A 24,764-nucleotide genomic window follows, 5' to 3' on the forward strand; every position below is an offset into this window, starting at 1 on the left:
AGAGTTACAATTACAGAATAGAAACGCACTTAACTTGATCGATTTCAAGTTAACTATTTAGGCACAGCGCTGATTTTCAGTGCTTTTGGTAAATGCTGTTCGAATATTTGTTGTAATCGAGTCTTGGTAACGGGTTTAGCCACGAACTCGTTCATCCCGACATCGAAGCAATGTTGCTGATCCTCTTTAATGACATTGGCACTTAGCGCAATAATTGGAACGTGTTTCCCCCACTCTCCCATTTTTCGAATTCGCTCCGTAGCAATAAACCCATCCATCACAGGCATTTGGCAGTCCATAAAAATCAAATCGAAAGGCTGCTGATCACACAGCTGCAATGCTTCTTCGCCATGGTTGGCGACACTCACTCGCACACCCAGTTTTTCTAACATGATGCGAACTACCTTCTGATTGACGATGGTATCTTCAACAACCAATACCCAAGGTTTATCATTATCTTGAGGGCTGATTTCGTTGTCTTCCGCTTTCGGGAAATCTAATACATTAAGTTGGTCGGTATAGGTCGATTGCGCATTTATTACAGCAACAGGAATCGAAAATTCAAAACAGCTTCCCAGCCCAAGCTCACTTGTTAGTTGTATTTCCCCTCCCATCAAGTTAACCAACTGTGCAGCTATCGCCAAACCAAGCCCTGTCCCACCATACTTTCTGGTGGTACTACCATCAGCTTGTTGGAAGCGTTCGAAGATTGCTTGTTGGTGCTCTTTCGCAATACCAATACCAGAATCCACAACTCGAAACCGGATATGAGCGGTCTCTCCATCAAGTCGAGATAACGCTACAAGAAGCTTCACATGGCCGCGCTCGGTAAATTTAATCGCGTTGCTCAACAAATTGTTCAGAACTTGTTTCAATCGTGTGGCATCACCTTGCACTTCCATTGGCAAGTGAGGATCAATATCGCTGAGCAGCTGTAAGTTTTTCTGCTTGGCTTTGACACTATGTAAACTGATGACATCGTCAAGTAGCTCGCGAAGATCATAGCTCGTGTATTCCAGCTCTACTTTGCCAGCTTCAACTTTAGAGAAGTCCAAAATGTCGTCGATGATCGTCATTAGTGAGTGAGAAGAACTGTCAATGATCTCTACAAACTCTTTTTGCTGGGGATCGAGGTCGGTGTCATTGAGCAACGACGACACACCAATAATGCCATTCATCGGTGTGCGGATCTCATGACTCATAGTGGCAAGAAACTCACTTTTCTTACGATTAGCGACTTCTGCCCTATCGCGTTCAGCCTCTAACTCAGTCTGGTGCTCTTTCACTTTCTCAACACTTCGGTTGTATTTCTCTGCCAAAACACTCACTTCATCAAAGCACCATCGTTTAGGGAGAGTCACTTTACTCGGCACTGTACCGCCACGAAAATCGCTCACCGCACCAGACAGCAATTGTAACGGATTGACCAACAAGCGAAACGCCACCCAAAGAACACCAATGATGAGGACAAGAATTTTGATCGCTTCTGTCGTAAGTAGAAAAAAGAACTGCTGCCAAAGATCTTCATATATCGCGCTAAGATCCGATTGAACCGTTAATATCGCGAGATCATACGTTTTATCGCCGACCCGATACTGCATCGGCCAGCTTCTCTCGACAACATCCTCAGAAAGCGCCGAACCTAATTCAATGATAACTTCGTCTTCACTAGCAATACGTAAGTAGTCCACCGAGGGCATACGCATTGCACCTTGAGCTTGTGTCAACAACAGCTCCCTATCCTCTACCCACAAACTCGCAGAAAAGCTCGATAAATAGCTAGACTCAACCTGCTTTAATTCAACATCTAAATGGGCTAAATCTTCGTGAAAAACTCGATATAAGCTCACTGTAGAAATGATGACCGTAAAGATTAAACTCAACGTTAATACCGCCAACATAAGTTGGTTGCCGATACTAAAACGACGTTGAGATCGCTCTTTTTCATCCATATGAAACCGCTCCGATAAACTTGCGCTACTCTAAATATAGCTACGCACAAATAATAATCGAGGATACGATGAAAAGACTTCTACTTAGATTGGCTTTTAGCTTAATTGTTGTAAGTTCTCATGTGACCGCAAATCAAGTGAACTATTACGTCATTGCTGAACAAGCTCGACCATTTCAAATTGAACAACAGGGACAAATGCACTCCGGAATTGTGACCGATATCGTCAGCGCTATCTTCGCGGAGTCGGATTACCAAGTGAATTATCATACTTATCCATTTAAACGTATGATTTCCATATTGGAAGAAGGCGCTGAGCCAAACTGGTTAACTTATGGCAGCCCGAACTGGGGCAAGGTGCAGTCGGAAAATTTATCTGAGGAGCCCATTTACACTGTAAAACATGTACTGGTGTCGAGTAGCGAGAAGCCTTTAGAATTCAAAAATATGGATACGATGCATGGTCGTTCTATTGTATTACTGCTGGGGTTTGATTATCCAAATTTAACACCGTTCTTTGAAAATGGCAGTGTCAATGAAATGCGCGTGAAAGACTACAACGCCGCATACCGAGTGATAAGCCGAACCCCTGGAGATACAGCTTTTGTCGAGATGGAATCCCGAGTCCTTTACAACTTAAAGCGACTCAATTTGCCGTTAGAGAATTTTCAGATACAGCCTTTCAGCTCGGTTATTCCTGACTACTCAATCTACCTGGCTTTTTCACCTCAAATGCAACCAGAAACTCAAAATTACATCAATACACGACTCGTTGAATTAAAAGCCTCAGGGGAAATTGATGAAATCATTCAAAAGTATCAATGAATCAACTCATTAACAAAAACGCCAACGATGATACGTTGGCGTTTTTGTTTCTGTAAAATCTGTAGCACTTACTTAGTGTGGTTAACAAACTTAGGATCAAACATGTGCCCCAATTTACTCGCCTTGGTTTGCAGGTAATGTTGATTACTTGGGTTATTCCCTTCTTGTAATGGCACTCGTTCAATGACGTTAATATCAACCGCTTTTAAGGCGGCGAGCTTGCGTGGGTTATTCGTCATTAGACGCACAGCGTCAATCCCCAAATGCTCTAGCATTCCTTTACAAAAAGCGTAATCACGCATATCAGCGGCAAAACCTAAACGTTCATTTGCTTCCACAGTATCTGCGCCATCATCTTGTAAGTGATAGGCACGAATTTTATTAATCAAGCCGATTCCACGTCCTTCTTGACGTAAATAAAGCAGCACGCCACATCCCTCTTTGACGATGTTTTGTAGCGCTCTATTAAGCTGAAAACCACAGTCACAACGCGTGCTAAATAGAGCATCTCCGGTAAGACACTCCGAATGCAACCGAATAAGTGGTGCTGCACTTTTTGTTGGCTCGCCATAGACCAGAGCAAGATGCTCTTTATTTGTCGCGGCTTCAATAAAGCCGTACATCATAAATGTGCCCCACTGGGTGGGCAATTTGGCTTTATCGATAAACTTCACGAGATTGTAAGGCTCAACATGTCTCAGCTCTGCCCGCACATTCATCAGAATCTCTCCTAGATGATTTTCTCCTTTACCATCTCCCCCGTCTCCCCAAAAGGCATCTTTATGAGAATGCTCTGTTAGGCAAGCGTTACCCGTTCTCATTAATTGCTGCGCTAATGGTGGATTTTGTAGAAACTTTTCCCTAACGATGAAAGCCATAACAGCCAACTTTATATCGTCCCAATCGCTTCTGACAAAGTGTTCGTATTTACGGCTTAAAGCAAACGCTTCATCAGGGGTGCTTGCGTGCTGAATTTTACTTTGCAACTGAGCATCGAGAAACTTTTGGGCTTGGTAATAATGTTCGCTGGTGGGCCAAGTTTGGGAGGAGATATTGACTGGGGCATGGCAAAAATTTGAGAGAAAACCGTGGGGCTCATCGGGCTCATAAAAAAGGATTTGATCAACCATACTTGCGCTCCTTGCTTTGTGGTTGCGATAATCAACAAAAAGCATATCGCTACTGATATATCTAGTAACACAAGGTCAGATTGTCAAACTTCTTCGGGACGGGACGTGAGTGTGAAACTCGTGCTTTTGAGGCGCAAGACAGATAAATGGAGGTTTTGAATAAGAGAGTAATAGAGTGAAAAAATAAAAAGGGCAGTCCGTCGACTACCCTATGGGTTGCTAAACCAACCTGAGGCGATCAGTGTATCAAGCCAAGCTCCCTTGCTTCTTCAATGGTCAACCCACTTTCACGGATCTCACGTAACGCTTCAATGCGTCTTCTGGCTTCTGCTGATTTCACTGTTTTCTCTGGCTTCACAACGGTTTCCTCATCAGGTAATTCCCATTTGTGAGCGATGTTGGTCATCTCGTCATGGTCGATAGAATTAATGGACATATTTCCTCCGAACACACCATGTTTTCGATGCGTAATCTATAGCAAAACCGGAACAAGGTGGTAAGAAAAACTGTAGGGAAATGTGACCCCTCCCGCCCTTTCGTTAACTCCTTAATAGATTCATCATTTAAGTTTTGCCAAGGGACAAATTTACGATTAAATTTGAGTAATTCCCCCTACGAAAAGTGTGCTGATCTAGCTCTCAATTCTGCTCTTCTTTAGTTTTATCAACGACGCATTACACCACTTCCTGTTTAACCTAACTTTCGAGTCACTTCACTGATTCATAGCTTGATACTTTCTAAAAACCGCCACACCTGATAATGATAATAATTATCCTTTAGATTGATAAGGTGTTTATATGGATGGTATTAACTTAAGTCATGCATACCACAATGACCCGGTCATCCAGATCCGAGATTTGTGCGTCGATTACATCACTGATAATGGTGATTTTAATGCGGTAAAGTCCGTCAGCTTTGATATCGGCAAAGGCGAAGTATTTGGTCTTGCCGGTGAATCTGGATGTGGTAAAAGCACAATCGCATTCTCAATAAATCGTCTTCATAAGCCGCCAGCGTTCATTTCTGGCGGTAAAATATGGTTTGATGGCAAAGATATCCTTAGTATCTCAGACTCTGAACTGACCGCTCTAAGGTGGAGTGAAATCGCCATGGTGTTCCAGAGCGCGATGAACTCACTCAACCCTGTCTTAACGATACAAGAGCAATTTGCAGATGTGTTACGACATCATCAAGGCCTCACTAACGCTCAAGCAAAAGATAGAGCAGAAAAGTTGTTGGACTTGGTCAATATTCCTCGAGAACGCTTAGCAGAATATCCTCATCAATTTTCAGGAGGAATGCGTCAGCGCTTGGTGATAGCCATTGCTTTGTCTCTAAATCCAAAACTGATCATTATGGATGAACCCACTACAGCATTAGATGTAGTGGTACAGAGAGAAATTTTACAGCAAATTTATCAGCTTAGAGATGAGTTCGGTTTTTCAGTCCTCTTTATCACTCATGACCTGGCACTCATGAGCCAACTATGTGATCGAATTGCAATCATGCGTCACGGAGAAATCGTCGAAGTCAATCGAGCATACGATATACGCAATCATCCTCAACACCCCTACACGCAAAAGCTATGGGCTTCTTTCCCAAACATCCATGACGTCCACAAACAACCAGAGTTACAAGGAGCGTAACCATGAGCCAGCCTATCATCCAAATGAAAAATGTGATTAAAGAATTCAAAGTGGGCGGTGGTTTAGCGAAAGAGGAAACCTTTCGTGCGCTTCAAGGAGTGACTTTTGATCTGTACGCAGGAAAAACCTTGGCTTTGGTTGGAGAGTCAGGCTGCGGTAAGAGTACTTGCGCTCGTTTAATAACCAAAGTCTATCCTGCAACGGAAGGCGAGATCCTTTTCAATGGCACTGACATAAATGAGATCACGTCACGATCGGCTCTACAAGAATATCGCAGTAAAGTACAAATGGTGTTTCAAGATCCGTTTGGCTCTCTCAATCCAACTCATACCATTCGCCATCACCTAACGCGTCCTTTGAAAATTCATAAACAAGTCAAAAACGAGCGCGACATCCCAGCCCGCTTGGAAGAGCTTCTAAAGCTGGTGGAACTACCTGAAGAGACATTGAATAAGTTCCCTCACGAACTCAGTGGTGGGCAACGTCAGCGAGTAAACTTAGCAAGGGCTTTAGCGGTAGGTTCGCAAATCATTCTTGCGGATGAGCCTACGTCTATGCTGGATGTTTCTATTCGCTTGGGAGTGTTGAATTTAATGCAACGAATGAAGCAAGAACTGGGAATTGGTTTTTTATACATCACTCATGATCTGGCGACTGCGCACTACATCGCGGAAGAAACCGCAGTAATGTACAAAGGGCAAATCGTTGAATGGGGCGACACTCATTCAATACTTAAGAATCCGCAGCATCCTTATACTAAGCTGTTGATTTCTGCCGTTCCTGATCCTGACTTACCTTTTGGTAACTTAGTGAAAAATGAGCCAAACTATTCGATAGATGCCGATGAAATTCGTCAACGTAGCAGCATAATTGTCGACGAATTTGATCAAATAGGGCCAAATCACTATGTAAAACAATGGACTGAGGCAGCGTAATGGATTTGAGTACTTGGCAAGATCAAATCGCCATGTGGTACGAACAGCGGAAACATGATCAAGTAGAAAAATTGGAAACGATCTTATATCAGGTGCCTGATGACGTGTTTGGACCCGAATTGAGTGATCTTCAAAGTAAAGCGATTGCTTGCTGGTTGGATGGATGTTTACGCGTGTTTCAACATGCAAGCTACCAAGACCCTCAGAAAGCATATCAAACCTTGCTTTATACGAGTGCAAAGCTTGAACAAGCAGCATGCCAAGTCTCGACTGATATTCTGATCAAAGATTGGTGTTTGAGACGACTTCAGCATCTCACCGTTGTGGCGTTAGAGTTTTGTAATCAGCAGTGTGATCAAAACAAGTGGCAGGAACAAGCCCATAGCTTAATCGAATCACATGTTGCGTTGATGCGTTCATTACATTGGAATGAACCCAAGAAGCATGATCAAGGTTTACCTCATTAGTCCGGAAAAATGATCAAGGCTTAATTAGCGGAATTTTAGGCAAAAAAAAGCGAGTTTCCTGAGGAGAAACTCGCGAAGTCTATTCAGAATGAATGTAACAATATGAGCCAATCTATTAATCATCAGAAAGGACAAAAGGTTGTCTATTCGGGATAAATAGTAGTATTAGGCTTGGCTTCTAATGTCAGTGGTTTGTAAGAGTTAAGTCTGTTTTTTATCATCGAAAGACATTGTTACATTTCAAACCGATACATCACACCTATAGCTTGATACACATCAAGCGACACTTTTAAATCGCCATTTCATCCAAGGCACGAAATACCATTTCATCCATGTGACCATCGAAGATTTGACGACAAACTTTCCGACGCACCGCTAACCCCGCAATCAAGCGCTCGATGGTAAGATGCTTAACATCGTTCTGGGTGTTAAACAGCTCGACGGTTTTACTTAATGTCTCATAAGGAATCGGCTCATCCCCTACCCTTAGCCAATCGAGCTTCTCTATGTAATCTGAGCACTCTTCTTTGATTGAGGCATACGAGTGCCCTGTCATCGCAGACAAAGCCGTTATACTGCGTTCTAGAGCCTCTGGTGAGGTATATTTAGATAGAGTAATGGTGATCTCATCAGCATTGATCTCTACCAAATGTTTTCTTTGCTTCACGCGTCGCCCTAAATTTCCTCTTGGAGACGGTGCTTTGCGTTGAATGGGCTCAAATTCGCCGTCTATGATGCCTGAGAGCTCCTCAAGCTGCTGTCGGGTTACCATCTCATTACGAAGCGGGTTTGGCAGCGTAGGCGCCATGTTGCGCTTACCTGCGTTGGTTGTACGCGCTCGCGAATAACGTAAGACCTCTTCGACATCACATTTGATGTCGATCTGGTAGTCCATCACTTTGTCATTTTCGATCATGGTTTCGATCGTCAGGTGATAACCCCACAAATTAACGACGAATAGATCATCATTCCCTTTTCCATCAGACAAACGCTTTAGTTCTCGGATCAAATCCATGGAGAAACGTCGCCATTCAATGTTACGTGCAAGTTTCTGGTTTAACTCACTCAGTAGCATGCAATCCGTGTGACGACGAACCATGCGACTACGGAAGAAAGAGTACAGTTGAAACACCAAAGTATGTTGTTTCAAGATCTCTGGCGGAAACAAGAAGAAATAATCGCGCGTTAACAGCTCTTCATAGAACGAAGGTTCCCAAACTAAAATATATAAGTTTGGCTTGATACGAATTTCACCATCGCTTCCCTCCACAGGTGCCTCTTCAGAGGCCGTGATGGTTCGAGCAAGAAAACGAAAACGATCACTTTTGAAGCCCTCTGGCATGTTTTCACTTAGCCAACGTCCAGTAAGTTCATGGAGCTGAAAATCAGTGAATTCAATGCGATCAATGCTATCGCGAATGGAATCACGAGCTGGACCACTGTCTTTTTTGCCTCTGAGCGACAAAATATCAGTGATGTATAGCGGCGTTTTGTTTGGTACGTGAGCCGCATCAAGCTGATACTGATCTTTGTGATGATCATGATACTGAACCGTTAACGTGAAGAGAGCGAACAGGGTCATGAGATCATCCACAGTCATGATATTTTTGGATGATCGCGTCTCGATAACGGCTTTTGTGCCAGAGATCGACACCATGGATTTCTGATAACTTTTTCGAGTTCTTGGTGGCGCAAGTGCTTGGTCAATGATCCCAGCCCAATTTGTTGGAGATACAACAAATTGATCGGCTTCATCTTTCATCGTGGGAGGTGTGTTTAACCCGTGCTCATTCAACAAACGTTTGTTTACTTGAGTCTGAGCCAATGCTTTCGAACGTTTTTGTTTCTCGTTCTGGCGAACTTTGTCGGTAACAAGACTTGTTGCTCCCAACACAGATATAAGCTGATTGGGATTCACAAATTTATGTAGCATCGTTTTACCAGCAAGTCCCTCTTCAAAACGCACTGGAGTTTGAGTAAATAAACCAATATTTACTGCCGCGCGCAAACGTTGTTGCAGGGCTGCGCGTGTGAGTTGCCCATCTGTTGCTTCCACAATCTCTGTGGTTGAAACCAAACCATCCTTGCTGCTGAAGCCTCGTAATGAGATCAGATTAAGCAACTCTAAGATGCTTTTGGTCACCCCTTTGAAATGTTGGTACTGCTCTACCCAATCCGCAGAGGATTCATGTACCTCAAAAAGATGGCCATCTTTGTGGCTTCTCGGTGCTTTAATCAGAATTTTTTCATCAGCCGTCATTTTAGATCCAGATCACACTAGCCGTAGTTGTGCTATGGTTCCGAAGAATAAAGAAAAACAGATCATAAATAAAGAAAAAAGATTGTTTTTTAAATAACTGATCTTTTTGATTAATCTGATCTTAATTGATTATATGATCTAATGATCTGGCTTGGAGTTTTTCTCTAAGCTTTTGTTCTATAAGGCTATTATTTTCATGTATTTCGGAACTATGATCATAAGAAGTCTGAAAGTATGATCAACAATAACCTGAAAGCATGATCATATTTATTCGTAAGCATGATCATTAAGGTTATGAAAAGATGATCAAAAGAGTCTTGAAACGATGATCATGATGTTTTTACAGGTTATCCACAGATGCAGTATTTAATAATGATCTTCACGATGATTATATTGTGCATTGGTAATGTTATTTATACTCGGATCGATGATCAAGAGCCAATATATCTATCGTTCTGGCACCCATATTGATGAGATATCACTCATCTGATTAAAATACATTCAAGTCGCTCATATTTAGAAGTAAATCCTAGTCTCTGCTTATTTACAGGAAGCATGATCATGAGAGTGTGATTTATCATAGCAACTTGCGCAATTTCATTGTTCCGGCTTCTATACCGTCAATTTCTGCTCAATCCCCCATTCTGTCTGCACTCAACCGTAAATCAGAGAAGAAAACTCATGCTTCCGAGAGATTCTAAGGCTTGATCATATTTCCGATTAATGGATCTTATTTTATTTGCGTGTTTACACCGTACTCTGCTCAATTTTGCCATGATCATGCTTTCGGATTTGTTTATTAACACGGAAGCATGATCATAAGTATACCTTGATCATACTTCCATAGATGTTTCGCTAGAACTGCCCTATTTTGTTCGGAGACATGATCAAGGTGTTCAGGTCTTTATTGTTCCGATATTACTTACTATTTTTCGTTTAAATTAGGTTGGTCTAACATAATCCGTAATTTAGCTTAAGATTATAATCGTTCCGGTAGAAAATTGATTTACATTGTAAATGAGTGACGCTGTAACACTTTTTATTTTTAAGTTTAGGTGTCCACTTATGAGAAGATTATTTGATTAAAAATAGTTATCTTTTTGACCATAAATCATAAAAGCGTCGATTTGGGTGTTTTTTTATGTGATGGTTATTCAAAATGTTTGTGCACCTTTTTGTTGTTTTTGGTCTTTACTGCTGTACAATTGCAATTATAAATCCTTCCAACGGAATTTGGCATGAAAAGAGAAAAAACGATTGAAAACCTTCTTGAGTTAGCGGAGCTGACTCAGCAGGTTCAAGCTGACCGTATTGAAATTGTTTTAGAAGAGCGAAGCGATAACTACTTCCCACCAATGTCGAAAGCGATGATGGAAACCCGTTCTGGTCTAACTCGCCGTAAGCTCGACGACGCGATTGGTAAAATGGAAGCCGCTGGGCATCAATTTACCAAAAACAACGCGAATCATTATTCAATTACGTTAGAAGAAGCACACATGCTCATGGATGCGGCTGAAGTGCCTAAATTTCATGAGCGTAAAAAGAATTCAGGTAACAAACCTTGGATTATTAATGTGCAGAACCAAAAGGGCGGTACAGGTAAATCAATGACCGCGGTTCATTTAGCAGCATGTTTAGCGCTAAATTTGGATAAACGATACCGTATTTGTTTAATCGACTTAGACCCACAAGGCTCGCTACGTTTATTCCTCAACCCGCAAATCAGCATGGCAGAGCATGATAATATCTATTCTGCGGTAGACATTATGTTGGGTAACGTGCCTGATGGTGTGGAAATTGACAGTGAATTTTTACGTAAAAACGTATTGCTGCCAACGCAATATCCGAACTTAAAGTCGATTTCAGCGTTTCCAGAAGACGCGATGTTTAATGCGGAAGCATGGCAAACGCTATCTGAAGACCCATCACTCGATATCGTCCGTCTGCTGAAAGAGCAACTGATTGATAAAATTGCTGATGACTTCGATATCATTATGATTGATACCGGTCCACACGTTGACCCATTAGTATGGAATGCGATGTATGCATCAAATGCCTTGCTAATTCCTTGTGCGGCTAAGCGTCTGGACTGGGCTTCAACAGTAAACTTCTTCCAGCATTTGCCTACGGTATATGAAATGTTCCCGGAGGACTGGAATGGTCTTGAGTTTGTTCGCTTGATGCCAACCATGTTTGAGGACGACAATAAGAAGCAAGTTTCTGTTTTAACTGAAATGAACTATCTTCTAGGTGACCAAGTTATGATGGCTACTATTCCTCGTAGCCGTGCGTTTGAAACCTGTGCCGATACCTACAGCACAGTATTTGATCTGACAGTAAGCGATTTTGAAGGCGGTAAGAAGACACTAGCTACCGCGCAAGACGCTGTTCATAAAAGCGCACTGGAATTAGAGCGTGTGCTGCACTCTAATTGGCCGTCATTGAATCAGGGGTAATAAGTAAATGGCTTTGAAAACGTCTGAATTAAACGCGAAATTATTTGGCAAAACGAATAAGCGTCGTGTTGTGACTCCGCAAGAGGCGCAAACTGCGGCAAAAGAGAAAGCTCAAACGATTGAACTAGCAGTTGCAGGTGAAAATATTGTTCAGTTTGAACTTGTGCGTATTCCTGCAAATAAAGTTGCGACAGAAACAACAGTATTTGTTGATAACGCTCGTGAGCAATCGTTCTTAAACGAACATGCTTTATCTGATGTTTTAGTCACACTCAAAGAGCGTGGCCAACAATATCCAGCAGTGGGTCGTAGAACTGAAGATGGCAAGATTGAAGTTTTAGATGGTAGCCGTCGTCGCATGTCTTGTATCCTCGCTGAACAAGACTTTTTGGTTTATGTTGCTGACAACATTAATACTGACCATGCTAAGTTTTTGTCTGATGTGGCAAATGCTCACAAGCCGCTCTCTTTATATGAAAAAGGGAAAGAGATGCAGGCTAAGCTTGATAGTGGTGAAGCTGAGGATCAGAAAGCATTGGCAAAAATGTTCCAGTGCAGTGAAGCGTTGGTAAGTGGCGCTTTAAAAGCCGCAGCATTACCGTTAGAACTGCTTCAAGCGTATCCGAATGTTGGCGATCTCGGTCGCCCAACAATCGTGAAACTGCACAAACAGTTTTCAACGCTAACGCCAGAGCAGCAGCAAGAGCTGTTAGATAAATGTCGCTCTAGCGAAGGGTTTTTATGGCAGCGAAGCACTGCTCAAGGCGTTGCTCGTCTGACAAAAGAAGTCACGGAAAGCATCGAAAATTGGATTACTGAACTTGCACCAGCAAAACCTGGTAAGAAGACGGAAAAAGTCGACTTAGTTAAAGGTCGAGCAAGCTATAGCCGAAAAGGTAGCAGCCTGGCGTTGAACTTGAAGAAAGTTGACGACAGCTTAATGGAAGAGATTCTTGCGTTTGTACAAACCAAACTGCAATAACAAATGATGATTGAATCAACCGCCTCCGGGCGGTTTTTTTATATCTGAGAAGCGTCAAATTAAAGATGTGATACCATTGCGTCAGTTCAACGTTGGATAGACAAAATGCAGACACAATCTGATTTCCTTTCATCACTTCAACATCAAGCTCACCAATCTTTCCAAAGGATTGGTGTTGTCATTCAAGGGGAGGCTTCTTGGCAAAATGCGTTGATGTCAGAGTTCCATAAAACGCAGCGCCATCAACGTTGGTTTTCTGTTGGTTATTTTGGTTTGAAAAACGTATCCAGTGTTTCGTCTAAACAAGGGCACATGTTGCTAGGCAGAGAGTGTGACGTTCTATTGTTTGATGCTCGAAATGGCTTTGACGCCAATAGTTTTACCGCCGCGCTTGGCTCATTGGTTGGCGGCGGTTTTCTTATTGTCATTACTGAGCTGCGACAAAATGCGAATTTTGCTCAGCAATGGATGCACAAACAATGGGAGAAGCTCGTTGTTATTGAGCAAGACAAACCATTGCCAACGGCTCCAGACATCAAGCAAGCAGAAAAAGAAAGCCACTACACGGAACAAGAACATGCCATTTCTCTAATTGAAAAGGTGGTGACAGGACATCGAAAGCGACCATTAATTTTGACCGCTGATCGTGGACGTGGAAAAACAAGTGCCCTCGGAATTGCGTGTGCGAACTTATTACAGCAGAAGCCGCTTAGAATCTTAATTACGGCACCATCTATAAAAGCCGTTGAGCCTGTTTACCAACATGCTTTACGTTTACTCCCTAGCGCACAGCGTATTAAGAAGGACAGATTAGAATCAGGGCAGGGAGCCATTCAATTTATTGCTCCAGATGAACTATTATTGAGTCGACCTGAATGTGATTTGTTACTTGTCGATGAAGCGGCTGCAACTCCAGTTCCTATGCTCAAAAGCATTACCGAACATTATCATCGACTCGTTTTTTCTACGACTATTCACGGTTATGAAGGTTGTGGCCGGGGCTTTACGATTAAATTTGTTGATTGGCTTCAGAAACAGCGTTCGGGAATGAAAACATGGCACATGACACAGCCCATCCGCTGGAGCATGAATGATGCGCTTGAATCATGGCTCTATGACGCGTTTTTGTTGGATGCGGAGTTAACGCACCATCAACTTAAACAGGTCGACTCAATTTCCCTTTCTAAAGCCGATAAGAAAAATTTGATATCGCAGCCTAGTTTGCTGCGTGAGTGCTTCGCTCTTTTGGTGAATGCTCATTATCAGACCTCGCCGAATGATTTGATTCACCTTTTGCAAGACGACAACAGTCAGCTCTATTTTGCTAAGCAAGATAATGCGGTTGTGGGGGTAATATTAGCGGTCGAAGAGGGTGGGCTTGACGCTGAATTGGTTGAAGAAATTCAGCTTGGTAAGCGTCGTCCTAAAGGACACTTAGCCCCAGTTACGATTGCAAACCACCTAGGATTTCCGAATGTCGCGAATCTATCGACGCTGCGAGTCATGAGAATTGCTGTTCATCCGGAATTGCAAGGAAGAGGCATCGGTCAAAAAATGCTGCAGCAACTTGATCAAATGGCGGCTAAACACATTGCTTACTTATCCACGAGTTTCGGTGCGACGGAAGAGTTGGTCCATTTCTGGCTACAATCGAACTTCCGTGCAATTCGTTTAGGGTCAATGCGCGATGCTGCTAGCGGTTGTTATTCAGTCTTGATGGTCAAACCTTGTGATTCCCAACAGACGGCTTGGGTCGACCAATCTCAGGCGCTATTTGAAGAAATGTTGTCTAACAATGTGGCTGACGTCTATCCAAAATTAGAAGCCCCTATTTTTCGAGCTCTATTGCCGCAACCTTTGGGAATGAGTCCACTTCATCCCGCTAAGTTATTACTAATTGAATGTTATGCTGATGGTGGTAACAGTTATGAGTCTGTGTCTGTGTGGCTTCAACAGTGGTTACTTAATTTAGGTTTGAACTCTGCTTCCGACTTGATGATTAGTAAGCTTTTTCTTAACCGTAGTTGGACTGAATGTGCTCAGCAATTTGGTTTACCTGGAAGAAGGCAAGTTGAGCAGCAGTTAAGGGACGAAGTAAGACACATTTGGAGCGATTTACACTGTAAACAATAAAGGGAAATTTACACTGTAAATGAAATTATTGGGAGCTGATTTTACACTGTAAATCCAGCTCCTTTTTGTTTCAGCGTGTATTTTGATTGAGCCTTAGGCTAAATCGAGTTTTCTCTTAATATCCTGTTTAACCGTTATTGATGGATTACTTTCTTTAGTGACGTGAGCCCTATAATAAGAAATGCGAGGTTTGTTCAGAAAACGGATTTGGTTAGACTGAAAGTGTTGATGGGAAGCAAAGTGGTAAGGGTATGTGGAAGCTGTGTCTTGAGTTATCTGAAGATAAGATCAAGGTGATAGCCCGTCTTCCGGGTGAAGTGGATCTCGGTGGTGAGCTAAATCAAAATGAATTAAACGAGCAGCTCGTCGCAATGAACGCTGAAAAGATGTTTATTGTAGAGGGGGAAGTCGTTAGGTTCATTAACTGCGCCAAAGAACGTAAAGCTGAAGCTTACGAAGGCATCGTCATTGCAGAAAAACGCAACGCACAAGTTGAGGTCGAATTGTCGAATAATGACATGCTCGCCAGTATGAACGTTGTCGGTGCGTACGGAGGCCGAGGTTTACGTGGCCCCGAGATTGTTCAAGCTCTTGCTCAAGCGCGAGTTTCGAAAGGCATCAACAAACTGGCTTTGAAGAAAGTGTTGGTTGTCAGCACTCAGCTCAAACCTGGCGAAACTTTTTCTCAACCTGTAGCGGTTGGTAAGCAACCTATCAAAGGCAAAGACGCTCTTTTTACTCCTCTTGTTAAAGACATCACCAAACGCATCCTCAAACCCAAAGACGGCCAATCTGCTAGCGACAAAATTGATTTACGTAACCTCGGTGAAACTATCGCGGTTGACGTAGGCGATGAGGTGATGCGCCGCACGCCTGCGACCAAAGGCACGCCTGGCTTTACTGTTCAAGGGCGAGTGATTCCTCCGCAAGCCGGAAAAGACAGCCCAATGAAGCCGGGCAAAGGCACTGAGATAAGCAAGCAAGACCCAAACCTATTGATTGCATCGGTATCCGGTACGCCTCTGATTAAAGACAAAACCATCGAAGTTGATAACGCACTCTGTCTCAATAGCGTTGGCGTGAATACAGGCCACGTGAAATTCAAAGGGAATGTGATTATCGGTGGCAACATCGAATCCGGAATGATTGTTAAAGCGACGGGCTCTATTACTGTAGGCGGCTTCATTGAATCGGCTGAAGTACAAGCGCAAGACGACATTCAAGTTGGTAAAGGGATCATTGGCCACACCGTGAGTGATGGCCAGCCAAAGAGTTGTCACGTCAAAGCCAAAGGTTCGATTCGTGCCAGCTACGCCCAATATTGTGATTTGCAAGCCGGCGAAGATATTGAGTTGGCGGTGCACAGCATGAATAACGATATTGTTTGTGGGCGCAATCTGACGGTGCTGGATGCGAACGGTAGGAACGGTACGCTCAGCGGCGGAGATGCAAAAGTCGGTGACAAGGTGGTGTGCTTACAATTGGGCGTAGAAGGCGACACCGCCACTAAGGTAGAAGCGTTCGCGCGCTATTCTGCATTTAAGGAGCGATTAGCAGAGCTCAAAGATCAATACAAACGCGCTCAAGAAGGAACGATGGATGTGATTCGTAAAGAGCTCGAATTTAAGAAACGTCCTAAAGCCGAACGTACCGACGAAGAACAAGCTCAGATTGACGTGATGAAAACACAAAACAACGAGCAGCTTGAAGCGATAAAGCAAAAGCTAGAACAAACGGAACATGACTTTGAAGTCGCGTTAGAAGAAAATATTGTCGAAGCCAAAGAGCGTGTCTTCACACGCGTGACGGTGCAGTTTGGCGACGAACAAGTAACGACAAAGCGCACTCATGGCGGTTGTTCGTTCCGTTTCAATCAATACGAAATTAAAGTCTCGGCGAACTTGGAAGAAGAGGACGTCGCTGCGGTTTAAGCTTTCTTACTCACTGAGCCCACACGTCGCAACAAGATGTGTGGGCTTTTTTTATCTACAAATCGACAATGTGCTCTTGATAGTAGTCCGCAAGCGCACCCACTTGGCTGCTACACATTACTTTCATTGCTTGTTTAATGTGTTCTATTGGCCAGTTCCACCATTGGATATTGAGTAGAGTTTCAATCTCTTTATCGCTGAATCGTTGACGTACGACTTGGTTGTTTCCAACCACTACCGAATAAGGTTGCACGTCTTTCGTCACTACGGTGCGTGCTCCGATGACGGCTCCATCACCGATGTTTACTCCGGGCATGATCATCGCCTCACTGCCAATCCAAACATCATTTCCCACCACTGTGTCTCCGGCACGCTCGAAACCGTCTTGTACGCCTTCTCCAAATTCTTCAGGAGAGAAGGGGAAGGTCGAAATCCAGTCAATGCGATGACCTTGGTTTCCTGCCATCATGAAAGTGGCTCCAGAAGCGATGGAACAAAACTTGCCAACGATTAATTTGTCGATGCTATCGGGTTCTCTACTTTGCCATTCTTGAAGTGTGACGGGGTCACCCAACAAGTAGCGTACCGCTTGCTCTTCGAAGCTTTTTTGATGATAGAAGCCCGAGTAATAGCTGTAATCGCCAACGATGATATTGGGATTAGTGATGTGATCTTTAATGACTTGACCTTTTAACCACGTGTCGAAAACACTCATAACTCATCCTTTCAAATTTAGGTTGTACAGAGTTTAGAGGCTTTCTATTATTTCCAGTAGTTTGATTTTAGAGATTCAGAATTACTGTATGGAAATAAAATGGCTCAGCTACGTACCACTTTACGTCGCTTTGTGTGAGGAACGGAGTATTGCTGGTGCAGCAAAGCGACTGAATTGTTCGAATGCGCATGTAAGTCGGCAACTTAAACAGCTTGAAGACTTATTGTCGGTGCAGCTTATTCAGCGAACTACGCGCCAGTTTAATTTGACCTACGATGGTTTGCGATTTTATCAGCAGGTAAAGCAACTGCTCGAAGGCGCTGAGCAGATCAATGAGCAAGTCATGGCAAACGAGATCGTATCGGGAAAATTGAGAATAGCGGCGTCCGCTTCTTTCGGAGCTGCGTTACTCAGCCAAACATTGATCGAGTTTCGATTGCAACATCCACAAGTGAGCGTCGAAGTGATCTTCACAGAGACACCTCTCGACTTGATTGAGGCTGGGTTTGATATCGCATTCTACTTTACCGATACTCCTCCAGAGGGATACGTCGGCCATCAGCTACGCACTTTACACTGTAAACCGATCGCTCATCGCTCGTATTTAGCTGATAAACCAAATGTAAGTACGCCAGAGGATCTTGGTGACTTAGAGCACATCCTTTATAAAAGTCGCGACTTGGTGTTAGATAAGTGGACGTTTAGGCATAAGCAAACTCAACAGCAGTGCAGCATTGAGTTAGAAAGTATGCTGAGTTTTAATCTTGTCCAGTCCATGTTGGATGCTACTTTGGCGGGCTGTGGTGTAGCCATGCTAGATGAATTTGCACTGGCTAAACTCGAACCTGTACAAAAAGAAAAACTCGTGATCTTACTACCAGAATGGCAAACGGATGCGATTTTGCCGCTTTATCTGCTTTACCCAAAACGTGAGCACTTACCAAGAAGAACGCGAGCGTTCATCGAACACTTTAGGAACATATATTCTGTCGGCGAGTAGCAACAGCAAACTTAGTGACAATAGAGGAAGCAAAGGAATGCGAAAACACTGTATTGCGATTGGCGGTGGGGGCTGGATGATGGGAGAGAATCCGAGCCCGCTCGATCAATACATTTTGTCTTTGTCTGGTAAGGAGAATCCAAACATTTGTTTTCTACCTACAGCCACGGGAGATGCCGATGAAGTGATTGAACGTTTTTACGATGCGAAGCTTAGTGAAAACGTGACCCATTTTCCGCTGTTTAAGTTTGAAGCTGGTTGGAAAGAAACGCTATTTGAACAAGACATCATTTACGTAGGTGGCGGTAATACGCGTTCGATGTTGGCCATTTGGCGCGAATGGGGAATCGATAGAATACTCAAGCAGTGTTATGAACAAGGCATCATCATTTGTGGCATGAGCGCAGGTGCAATTTGTTGGTTTGAGTTTGCGGTGACAGACAGTGATCCCGAAGCATACCAAGTTATGCGTTGTCTTGGATTTATTGACGGTTTGGCTGCGGCGCATTTTTCTCATGTAGGTGAGAAGTTCGAGGTTTTCCAAGCCTTTGCTCGTTCTCAACCGAGCATCACTTGTTATGGCATTCACGATTATGCGGCATTGCACTTTGTTGATGGAAAATTGTTAGCTACTGTCACCAGCTTCCCTGATGCAGGCGTATTGGTTAAAACAGGTAACGAAGAAAACATATGGCGAGGGTGAGCTTCTTCAAATCAGCATTAAAGGCAATAACTACTGACCGGACACAGAAGAAGCTCATGGATTCAGCTAACTTACATTAAGTATCGTGCTTACAGCTCGTAACGTAGACCTAAGTGGTAGTAGCTTTCGTCTGCGTGCGCACCGCCAAATGAGACTTCTTGTCCATTGCTGTAGCCACGCGAGCCGTTACGATCAACGTAGTTTGTGTAGATAGAAGAACGAGGCGTCAGTTTGTATTGCACTTCTAGCGTTGTATCTTTCAGCTCTAGCTCGTCACCATCACTGTTTTCTAAAGAACGATAACCAGCACGCAGTACCCATTTGTCATTTACACTGTAAACCGCCGTTAGTTCCATCACTTTGTCGGTACTGGTTTGTGAGTAATAGCCCTCTAGTTCATCTTCCGAGTACAACGCACCCAACATCAAATCACCTAGGTAGTAACGCGTACCTGCGCCCCAGAATGTGTAATCGGTGTCGTTGCTTTCACGTGCATCACCTTTATTCTTCTGCATCGCCACCACTGGTGCCAAGGTACCCAAACTTCCCATATCTAGCGTATAACGCAGTGCAGTGTTGTAACCGTAGTCGAGCTCAGAAGTGTTGTTTCCTAAAATGTACGCGACAGAAAAATCGAAATTACCTAGGCTGTTTTGGTATTGTAGCGTGCCATCTTGACGGAAAACTTGCGTCGCGGTTTTGTCGACTTTATTCGCTTGGCGCGCCATAGAAACATCGGAAGAGGCGAATACATCACCAATGTCGGTAAACATAATCAATCCAGATGCCACGCGACCACCTGTAATGCGACCATAATCTTTCGCATCAATCCCCGCCCATACATAACGCGCGGTCAGAGACGGTTTGTCGTTTACTTGGTTTGCGTATTCAGCTGCACCCACTTGGTATTGCGCTTGGCCGATGATCGACGCGTACTCGTTGATGGTTTGTGAACCGTTTAAACCAATACGACCATCAAACTCGCCATTTGCATCGCCGTGCTCGTCATTTTTACTGGTGACATTGAAACCAAGACGAGAGTAAATATTTAAAACTGACCCATCTTCCGCTTGATACAGCTGCGCTGCCATTGCGTTTGATGCCATCAATGTAGGGAGAAGTAGAGTCAAAATGTGCTTTTTCATGATTAACGACCTTTCATTTCTATTGTTTTAGGTACGACAAAGCCCCTTCCGAGTAACGGAATAAGAAAAATTGTCGTGAAGTAGAGAGAGGGTGCGCCCTTGTTTGCCAAGGGCGCGAGCTAGTCCATTCCTATAGGGGAAGAATGATTTAGCTTAAATCGACGTCTTTGCAGCCAAAGAAGTAAGTCGCGAGGAAGCCGACGATGTAAGAGATAAGCAGGCCAGCAACAAACACCATCATGCCTGGGAAGATGCCATTTTCTGATGTCATGAGAGGAATCGCCACGATACCGGATGGGCCAAACACCGTATTAAGACCAACTGGTAAGCCAAGGTAAGAAACTAAGCCGATAAAGAAGCCGCCCGCAGCGCCACCAATACAAGCGGTAACGAATGGTTTTACGCGTGGTAATGTCACGCCGTAAATCAATGGTTCGCCAATACCTAGAAGACCAGGAATAATAGCGCCTTTAACTTGAGTACGCAGTAGAGCGTCTTTTTTGGCTTTGAAATACAGCGCCATTGACGCGCCAACCTGACCGCCACCAGCCATCGCTAGGATAGGAAACAGCGAGTTAAAGCCCTGTGCTTCCATCAATGCGAAGTACACTGGAACAAAACCCTGGTGGATGCCAAATACCACAGAAATTAAGAACAAACCTGCCAAGATTGCAGCGCCTAATGGGTTATCGTTTAAGTTGAGGAACAACCAAGACATCCCTTTAAACAGCTCGCCGCCGATTGGCATGATGATCAAGAAGGTTACCGCACCCATGATCAACAGAGTGATAACGGACGTTAAGATCATGTCCAGATCATCTGGCATGTATTGACGAACCTTACGCTCGACTTGTGCACCGATGATCGCTGCTAAAAGTACGCCGATAATGTTGCCGCGCGGATCAATCGCAAAGCCGAAAAACTCGTTCATGCCAGAGTAAATGCCGGATGTAGCCTCTGGGTTGTAACCCAGCACAAACAAAGAGGCGAGAATGGCACCATTAACACCAGAGCCGCCAAACGCTTGCTGCGCGTTGTAACCAATCAGAATACTTAAGAAAGCAAACAGACCCTTACCAAAGACTTTCATGTAGGCAATCAAATCCAACATAAACTGGCTTGGTGTCTGGTCGAGAACAAACATCTGTTCCAATAACGTCGCAAAACCTAGCAACAAACCAGCGGCAATAAAGCCAGGGATCAACGGCGTAAAGATGGTGGCAAACTTGCTTAAAAAACGCTGAACTGCACTGGTTTGTTTGCTCTTCATCTGTTTTTTCTGCTCGGCCGCGACGGCAGAAAGATCTTGTTGCGGCATATCTGGTTCTTCACTGTCACCAGAGGTTAAGCTGTCGATCAGTTGATTCATCATCTCAGCCGCTTGTTGAGCTTTTCCAGGACCGAGAATGATCTGAAACTGCTCATCGCTTTCCACCACACCCATTACGCCGGGAATTTGCTTGATAACTGATTGATCAGCCAAGCCATTGTTGGCGAGCGATAAACGCAAACGCGTCATACAGTTACCACATTTGCTTACGTTGCTACTGCCACCCACTGCGGACAGCAACTGCGATACTGTGTTTGAAGTTATTTTTGCCATAGGGTCTATCCTTCAGAACTCGGATTATTTAATTATTATTTAGTGCTGCGCGAATAAAGCCGTTGTGCGCGGCGAGGCGTGATTTGGCTTGTTCGGCATCCAAATCGGCCAAAATCATTAAGATGGCGGTTTTGCAGTGGCGACCACAGGCATTTAATGCTCGCTCTGCTTCTTCTTTTGATGCGTCGGTTGCTTCCACAACAATGTTGGTTTGGCGTAGGATGAGCTTGGCGTTAGTGGCTTCTACATCCACCATTAAGTTGCCAAATACCTTACCGCTACGAATCATTGCGCCTGTCGTGAGCATGTTTAGCACCAGTTTTTGTGCGGTGCCGGCTTTCATGCGAGAAGATCCAGTGACAACCTCTGCGCCAACTATCGGCAGAATCGCGATGTCGGCCGCTTCTGCCATGGTACATTCTGGATTACAAGCGATAGATGCGGTCGTGGCTCCGATGGATTTAGCGTACTCCAAACCACCTAGCACATAAGGTGTACGGCCACTTGCAGCGATGCCTACAACCACGTCATTCTTGGAGAGGTGAAGTGCTTTTAAGTCGTCTTGGCCCATTTTCGCGTTGTCTTCTGCGTTTTCTACCGCTTTTAAAATCGCTTGATGTCCACCAGCAATTAAGCCAATCACCATATCTGGGTGCGTGCCGTAGGTAGGAGGACACTCGCTCGCATCAAGAATGCCTAAGCGACCTGACGTACCAGCTCCCATGTAAATTAAACGGCCACCATTTGCAAAAGCTTGGGTAATTGCGTCAACTGTCTCTGCAATTTGTGGTAGCACCGCTTTTACCGCGAGCGGGACTTTTTGATCCTCTTCATTAATGACTTGCAGCATCTCGATGGTCGAAAGCGTATCGATCTCGGCACTGGCTGGGTTACGGCTTTCTGTCACCAATCTGCTTAAATCAATTTTCATGTTTTGCACTCTTCGTAATGTTCAATCTGAGGGCGATTTTATGGAATAAAATATTCAGGTTTGGTGATAAAAATCACACTTGAGGTTATTCTTTATGCAGGAGAAATTTGGAATAATGAGAGAAAATATACGTCTATTACATCCGGGATTAACTGTCTTGGTTAGAATAATCAGGGGGTTAAATCAAACGCCTATTATTTCTGTTTTGGAATAATTTATTTAAAATTTTTGAGGTTTTTGTTGTGTCAGTTATCAATAGGATAGTCGCGAGGCGTACTCAGCTTTCGCAAAGCGGTCGTTTGGTTGGCGATTGGATTGTTGAAAACGCAGAAAAGGCGGCGCTGCTCACCAGCCAAGAACTTGCGGCGCAAGTAAAAGTGAGTCAATCGAGCATTGTGAAATTTACTCAGCGTATCGGCTTTAAAGGTTACAGCGAGTTTAAGTTAGCTTTGAATGAAGAGATTGGCCGTAAGCATGCGATGCAGTCGACACCGCTGCACAGTGATATTTTGGCTGACGACCCCATTGCGGTAATTTCACAGAAACTGGTGAAAGCGAAAACCGACGCTATGTTTCAAACTACCAATACGCTGTCTTACGAAGCGTGTCACCAAGCGGTGAAATGGTTGAGTGAAGCGCGTCGAGTGCAAGTGGTCGGGATTGGGGGCTCTGCACTGACCGCGAAGGATTTAAGCTTTAAACTGCTTAAACTTGGTATTACGGCGCTTTCTGAACAAGACAGCCACGTGCAGATTGCTGTTGCCCGCACGCTCTCTCCAGAAGATGTTCAGATCGCAATCTCGTTTTCGGGTGAGCGCAAAGAAATTCTCGTCGCGGCAGAAGCGGCAAAAGAGCAGGGCGCGAAGGTGATTGCGTTATCTGCGCCTGGAAGAAGTCGCTTGCGCGGTATTGCCGATATTACGTTTGATACGATTGCCAATGAAACGGAACATCGCAGCTCATCCATTGCTTCGCGTACCGCGCAAAACGTGATCACCGATTTGCTGTTTATCATCTTGGTTCAACAAAGAGACGACAGTGCCCGTCAGTTGATCAGCGATATCAGTACCGACATCAAACAGATCCTCACATGATCGCTTAACCAACAGCGGACTAAAGATCCGGATCGTGCCTCAGCAAAGCAATAAAAGCAGAGAGATGTTTTTCAATGGTGAGATCGGCAGAAATCGCGGGCAATTCCAACGTGATGCAAGGTAAATCACGTTCACTACACCAAGTGCCGAATGAGCCGGGTGTTTCGTAGTCGATATCGTCCACGATTGGCAGTTGGAACTGCTCGCCGAGCCATTTGGCAAGGTCGGAATGTTTGGGATCATCCACAAAAGCAAGCGGTTCATGAAGCGACACCACAAACTTTGGCTTGCGCAGTTCAATCAAGTTAATTAATGCGCTAACTTCAGGCTCTAGTTGGTTTTTAGTGCCAGTTTTCACCTGTACGTCTCGAACGGGTGTGTGAGAGCTCCATCGATACACTGTGCCATGCTCAGTCCAATTTTGGGTTGGAAACGCGCGATTGAGATCCACTTGGTTTGCATTTGCGCGTGTGCCTAGTTGGTTGCCGTCAGGATTCATTGACAGAATCACATCATGTCGTAAGTTTTCAGCAGGCAAGCTTCTTAGCGCGCAGGACAAACCTGCAATCGAGGCCGTCTCGTCCCCGTGAGTGCCTGCCAAAATCAAACCTCGCAAAGCACTTTCGACTTGAGCCGGAAAATACAGTAATGGCGCACCAAGCACGGATTGACCGTATGATGTTGGCCGAATTAAAAATGCCGCTCTTTCCGTTCTTGGAATTAGACTCACCGTAATCTCCTGATTGATGAAGTAGTATCAATATCTAAGCTAATTACACCTAGCTAAACTGAACCGTTTAAACTCGTCAACGGTTGAAATGTTAATTGTGGCACTTGCTTCACAAGACGCGTTAGGA

General features: G+C 44.1%; 20 protein-coding genes. 11 read left to right on the plus strand and 9 right to left on the minus strand.

Going from position 1 to position 24,764, the window contains the following annotated elements:
• Positions 1-53: 53 nt before the first annotated feature.
• Positions 54-1,952, minus strand: a complete 1,899-nt coding sequence (locus R7P74_RS14955) for an ATP-binding protein (RefSeq protein ID WP_017633805.1) — start codon at positions 1,950-1,952, stop codon at positions 54-56.
• A 68-nt stretch (positions 1,953-2,020) separates the two neighbouring features.
• On the opposite strand from R7P74_RS14955, the gene R7P74_RS14960 reads away from it, so the two are divergent.
• Complete coding sequence (locus R7P74_RS14960) at positions 2,021-2,776, plus strand: substrate-binding periplasmic protein (protein ID WP_005374490.1); 756 nt, start codon at positions 2,021-2,023, stop codon at positions 2,774-2,776.
• Positions 2,777-2,844: 68 nt separating this feature from the next.
• On the opposite strand, the gene ribA is transcribed toward R7P74_RS14960, so the two are convergent.
• Positions 2,845-3,906 carry a GTP cyclohydrolase II gene (gene ribA / locus R7P74_RS14965; protein WP_017635221.1) on the minus strand — a complete coding sequence of 354 codons (1,062 nt, stop codon included), beginning with the start codon at positions 3,904-3,906 and terminating at the stop codon, positions 2,845-2,847.
• Between the two features lie 238 nt (positions 3,907-4,144).
• Complete coding sequence (locus R7P74_RS14970; RefSeq protein WP_005374493.1) at positions 4,145-4,342, minus strand: PA3496 family putative envelope integrity protein; 198 nt, start codon at positions 4,340-4,342, stop codon at positions 4,145-4,147.
• A gap of 361 nt (positions 4,343-4,703) precedes the next feature.
• Between R7P74_RS14970 and R7P74_RS14975 the strand changes: the two genes are divergently transcribed.
• From R7P74_RS14975 to R7P74_RS14985, 3 genes are read left to right on the plus strand one after another with little or no spacing between them, the layout of a single operon-like run.
• Complete coding sequence (locus tag R7P74_RS14975) at positions 4,704-5,552, plus strand: ABC transporter ATP-binding protein (protein ID WP_005374497.1); 849 nt, start codon at positions 4,704-4,706, stop codon at positions 5,550-5,552.
• A 2-nt stretch (positions 5,553-5,554) separates the two neighbouring features.
• Positions 5,555-6,487 carry an ATP-binding cassette domain-containing protein gene (locus R7P74_RS14980; protein ID WP_017821873.1) on the plus strand — a complete coding sequence of 311 codons (933 nt, stop codon included), beginning with the start codon at positions 5,555-5,557 and terminating at the stop codon, positions 6,485-6,487.
• Entirely contained in the window at positions 6,487-6,954 is a 468-nt protein-coding gene (locus R7P74_RS14985; RefSeq protein WP_047102478.1) for a hypothetical protein, read from the plus strand. Before R7P74_RS14980 ends, R7P74_RS14985 begins: the two co-directional genes overlap by 1 nt.
• Before the next feature lie 289 nt (positions 6,955-7,243).
• On the opposite strand, the gene R7P74_RS14990 is transcribed toward R7P74_RS14985, so the two are convergent.
• Positions 7,244-9,214, minus strand: a complete 1,971-nt coding sequence (locus R7P74_RS14990) for a replication initiator protein RctB domain-containing protein (protein ID WP_017635223.1) — start codon at positions 9,212-9,214, stop codon at positions 7,244-7,246.
• Positions 9,215-10,452: 1,238 nt separating this feature from the next.
• On the opposite strand from R7P74_RS14990, the gene R7P74_RS14995 reads away from it, so the two are divergent.
• The 4 genes from R7P74_RS14995 (at position 10,453) to R7P74_RS15010 (ending at position 16,716) form a co-directional block, all read left to right on the plus strand.
• Positions 10,453-11,670, plus strand: coding sequence for an AAA family ATPase (locus tag R7P74_RS14995; protein ID WP_005374503.1), 1,218 nt, complete (start codon positions 10,453-10,455; stop codon positions 11,668-11,670).
• A gap of 7 nt (positions 11,671-11,677) precedes the next feature.
• Positions 11,678-12,652: a ParB/RepB/Spo0J family partition protein gene (locus R7P74_RS15000; protein ID WP_005374504.1), complete on the plus strand. Its 975-nt coding sequence runs from the start codon at positions 11,678-11,680 to the stop codon at positions 12,650-12,652.
• Between the two features lie 105 nt (positions 12,653-12,757).
• Complete coding sequence (locus tag R7P74_RS15005; protein ID WP_318122935.1) at positions 12,758-14,785, plus strand: tRNA(Met) cytidine acetyltransferase TmcA; 2,028 nt, start codon at positions 12,758-12,760, stop codon at positions 14,783-14,785.
• Positions 14,786-15,036: 251 nt separating this feature from the next.
• Positions 15,037-16,716: a DUF342 domain-containing protein gene (locus R7P74_RS15010; RefSeq protein ID WP_262653132.1), complete on the plus strand. Its 1,680-nt coding sequence runs from the start codon at positions 15,037-15,039 to the stop codon at positions 16,714-16,716.
• Between the two features lie 55 nt (positions 16,717-16,771).
• Here R7P74_RS15010 and catC read toward each other — a convergent pair whose 3' ends face one another.
• Positions 16,772-17,431: a CatB-related O-acetyltransferase gene (catC, locus tag R7P74_RS15015; protein ID WP_213905571.1), complete on the minus strand. Its 660-nt coding sequence runs from the start codon at positions 17,429-17,431 to the stop codon at positions 16,772-16,774.
• Positions 17,432-17,519: 88 nt separating this feature from the next.
• Between catC and R7P74_RS15020 the strand changes: the two genes are divergently transcribed.
• Both R7P74_RS15020 and R7P74_RS15025 read left to right on the plus strand, forming a co-directional pair.
• A complete protein-coding gene (locus R7P74_RS15020; RefSeq protein WP_318122936.1) occupies positions 17,520-18,431 on the plus strand; it encodes a LysR family transcriptional regulator in 912 nt (303 codons plus the stop codon).
• Positions 18,432-18,468: 37 nt separating this feature from the next.
• A complete protein-coding gene (locus tag R7P74_RS15025; RefSeq protein ID WP_042522286.1) occupies positions 18,469-19,134 on the plus strand; it encodes a peptidase E in 666 nt (221 codons plus the stop codon).
• An 89-nt stretch (positions 19,135-19,223) separates the two neighbouring features.
• On the opposite strand, the gene R7P74_RS15030 is transcribed toward R7P74_RS15025, so the two are convergent.
• The 3 genes from R7P74_RS15030 to murQ form a co-directional block, all read right to left on the minus strand.
• Positions 19,224-20,279: a porin gene (locus tag R7P74_RS15030; RefSeq protein WP_213905567.1), complete on the minus strand. Its 1,056-nt coding sequence runs from the start codon at positions 20,277-20,279 to the stop codon at positions 19,224-19,226.
• A 148-nt stretch (positions 20,280-20,427) separates the two neighbouring features.
• Positions 20,428-21,882: a PTS N-acetylmuramic acid transporter subunit IIBC gene (murP, locus tag R7P74_RS15035; protein WP_005500182.1), complete on the minus strand. Its 1,455-nt coding sequence runs from the start codon at positions 21,880-21,882 to the stop codon at positions 20,428-20,430.
• Between the two features lie 28 nt (positions 21,883-21,910).
• Complete coding sequence (gene murQ, locus R7P74_RS15040; protein WP_005374524.1) at positions 21,911-22,813, minus strand: N-acetylmuramic acid 6-phosphate etherase; 903 nt, start codon at positions 22,811-22,813, stop codon at positions 21,911-21,913.
• 242 nt (positions 22,814-23,055) lie between these two features.
• Between murQ and R7P74_RS15045 the strand changes: the two genes are divergently transcribed.
• Positions 23,056-23,907, plus strand: coding sequence for an SIS domain-containing protein (locus tag R7P74_RS15045; RefSeq protein WP_005383578.1), 852 nt, complete (start codon positions 23,056-23,058; stop codon positions 23,905-23,907).
• Between the two features lie 19 nt (positions 23,908-23,926).
• Here the strand turns inward: R7P74_RS15045 and mpaA are convergent, their stop codons facing one another.
• The gene (mpaA, locus tag R7P74_RS15050) at positions 23,927-24,637 is read right to left on the minus strand and encodes a murein tripeptide amidase MpaA (RefSeq protein ID WP_025768708.1); all 711 of its coding nucleotides are present in this window, start codon (positions 24,635-24,637) and stop codon (positions 23,927-23,929) included.
• Positions 24,638-24,764 lie beyond the last annotated feature (127 nt).

The organism is Vibrio sp. 2033, assembly GCF_033339735.1.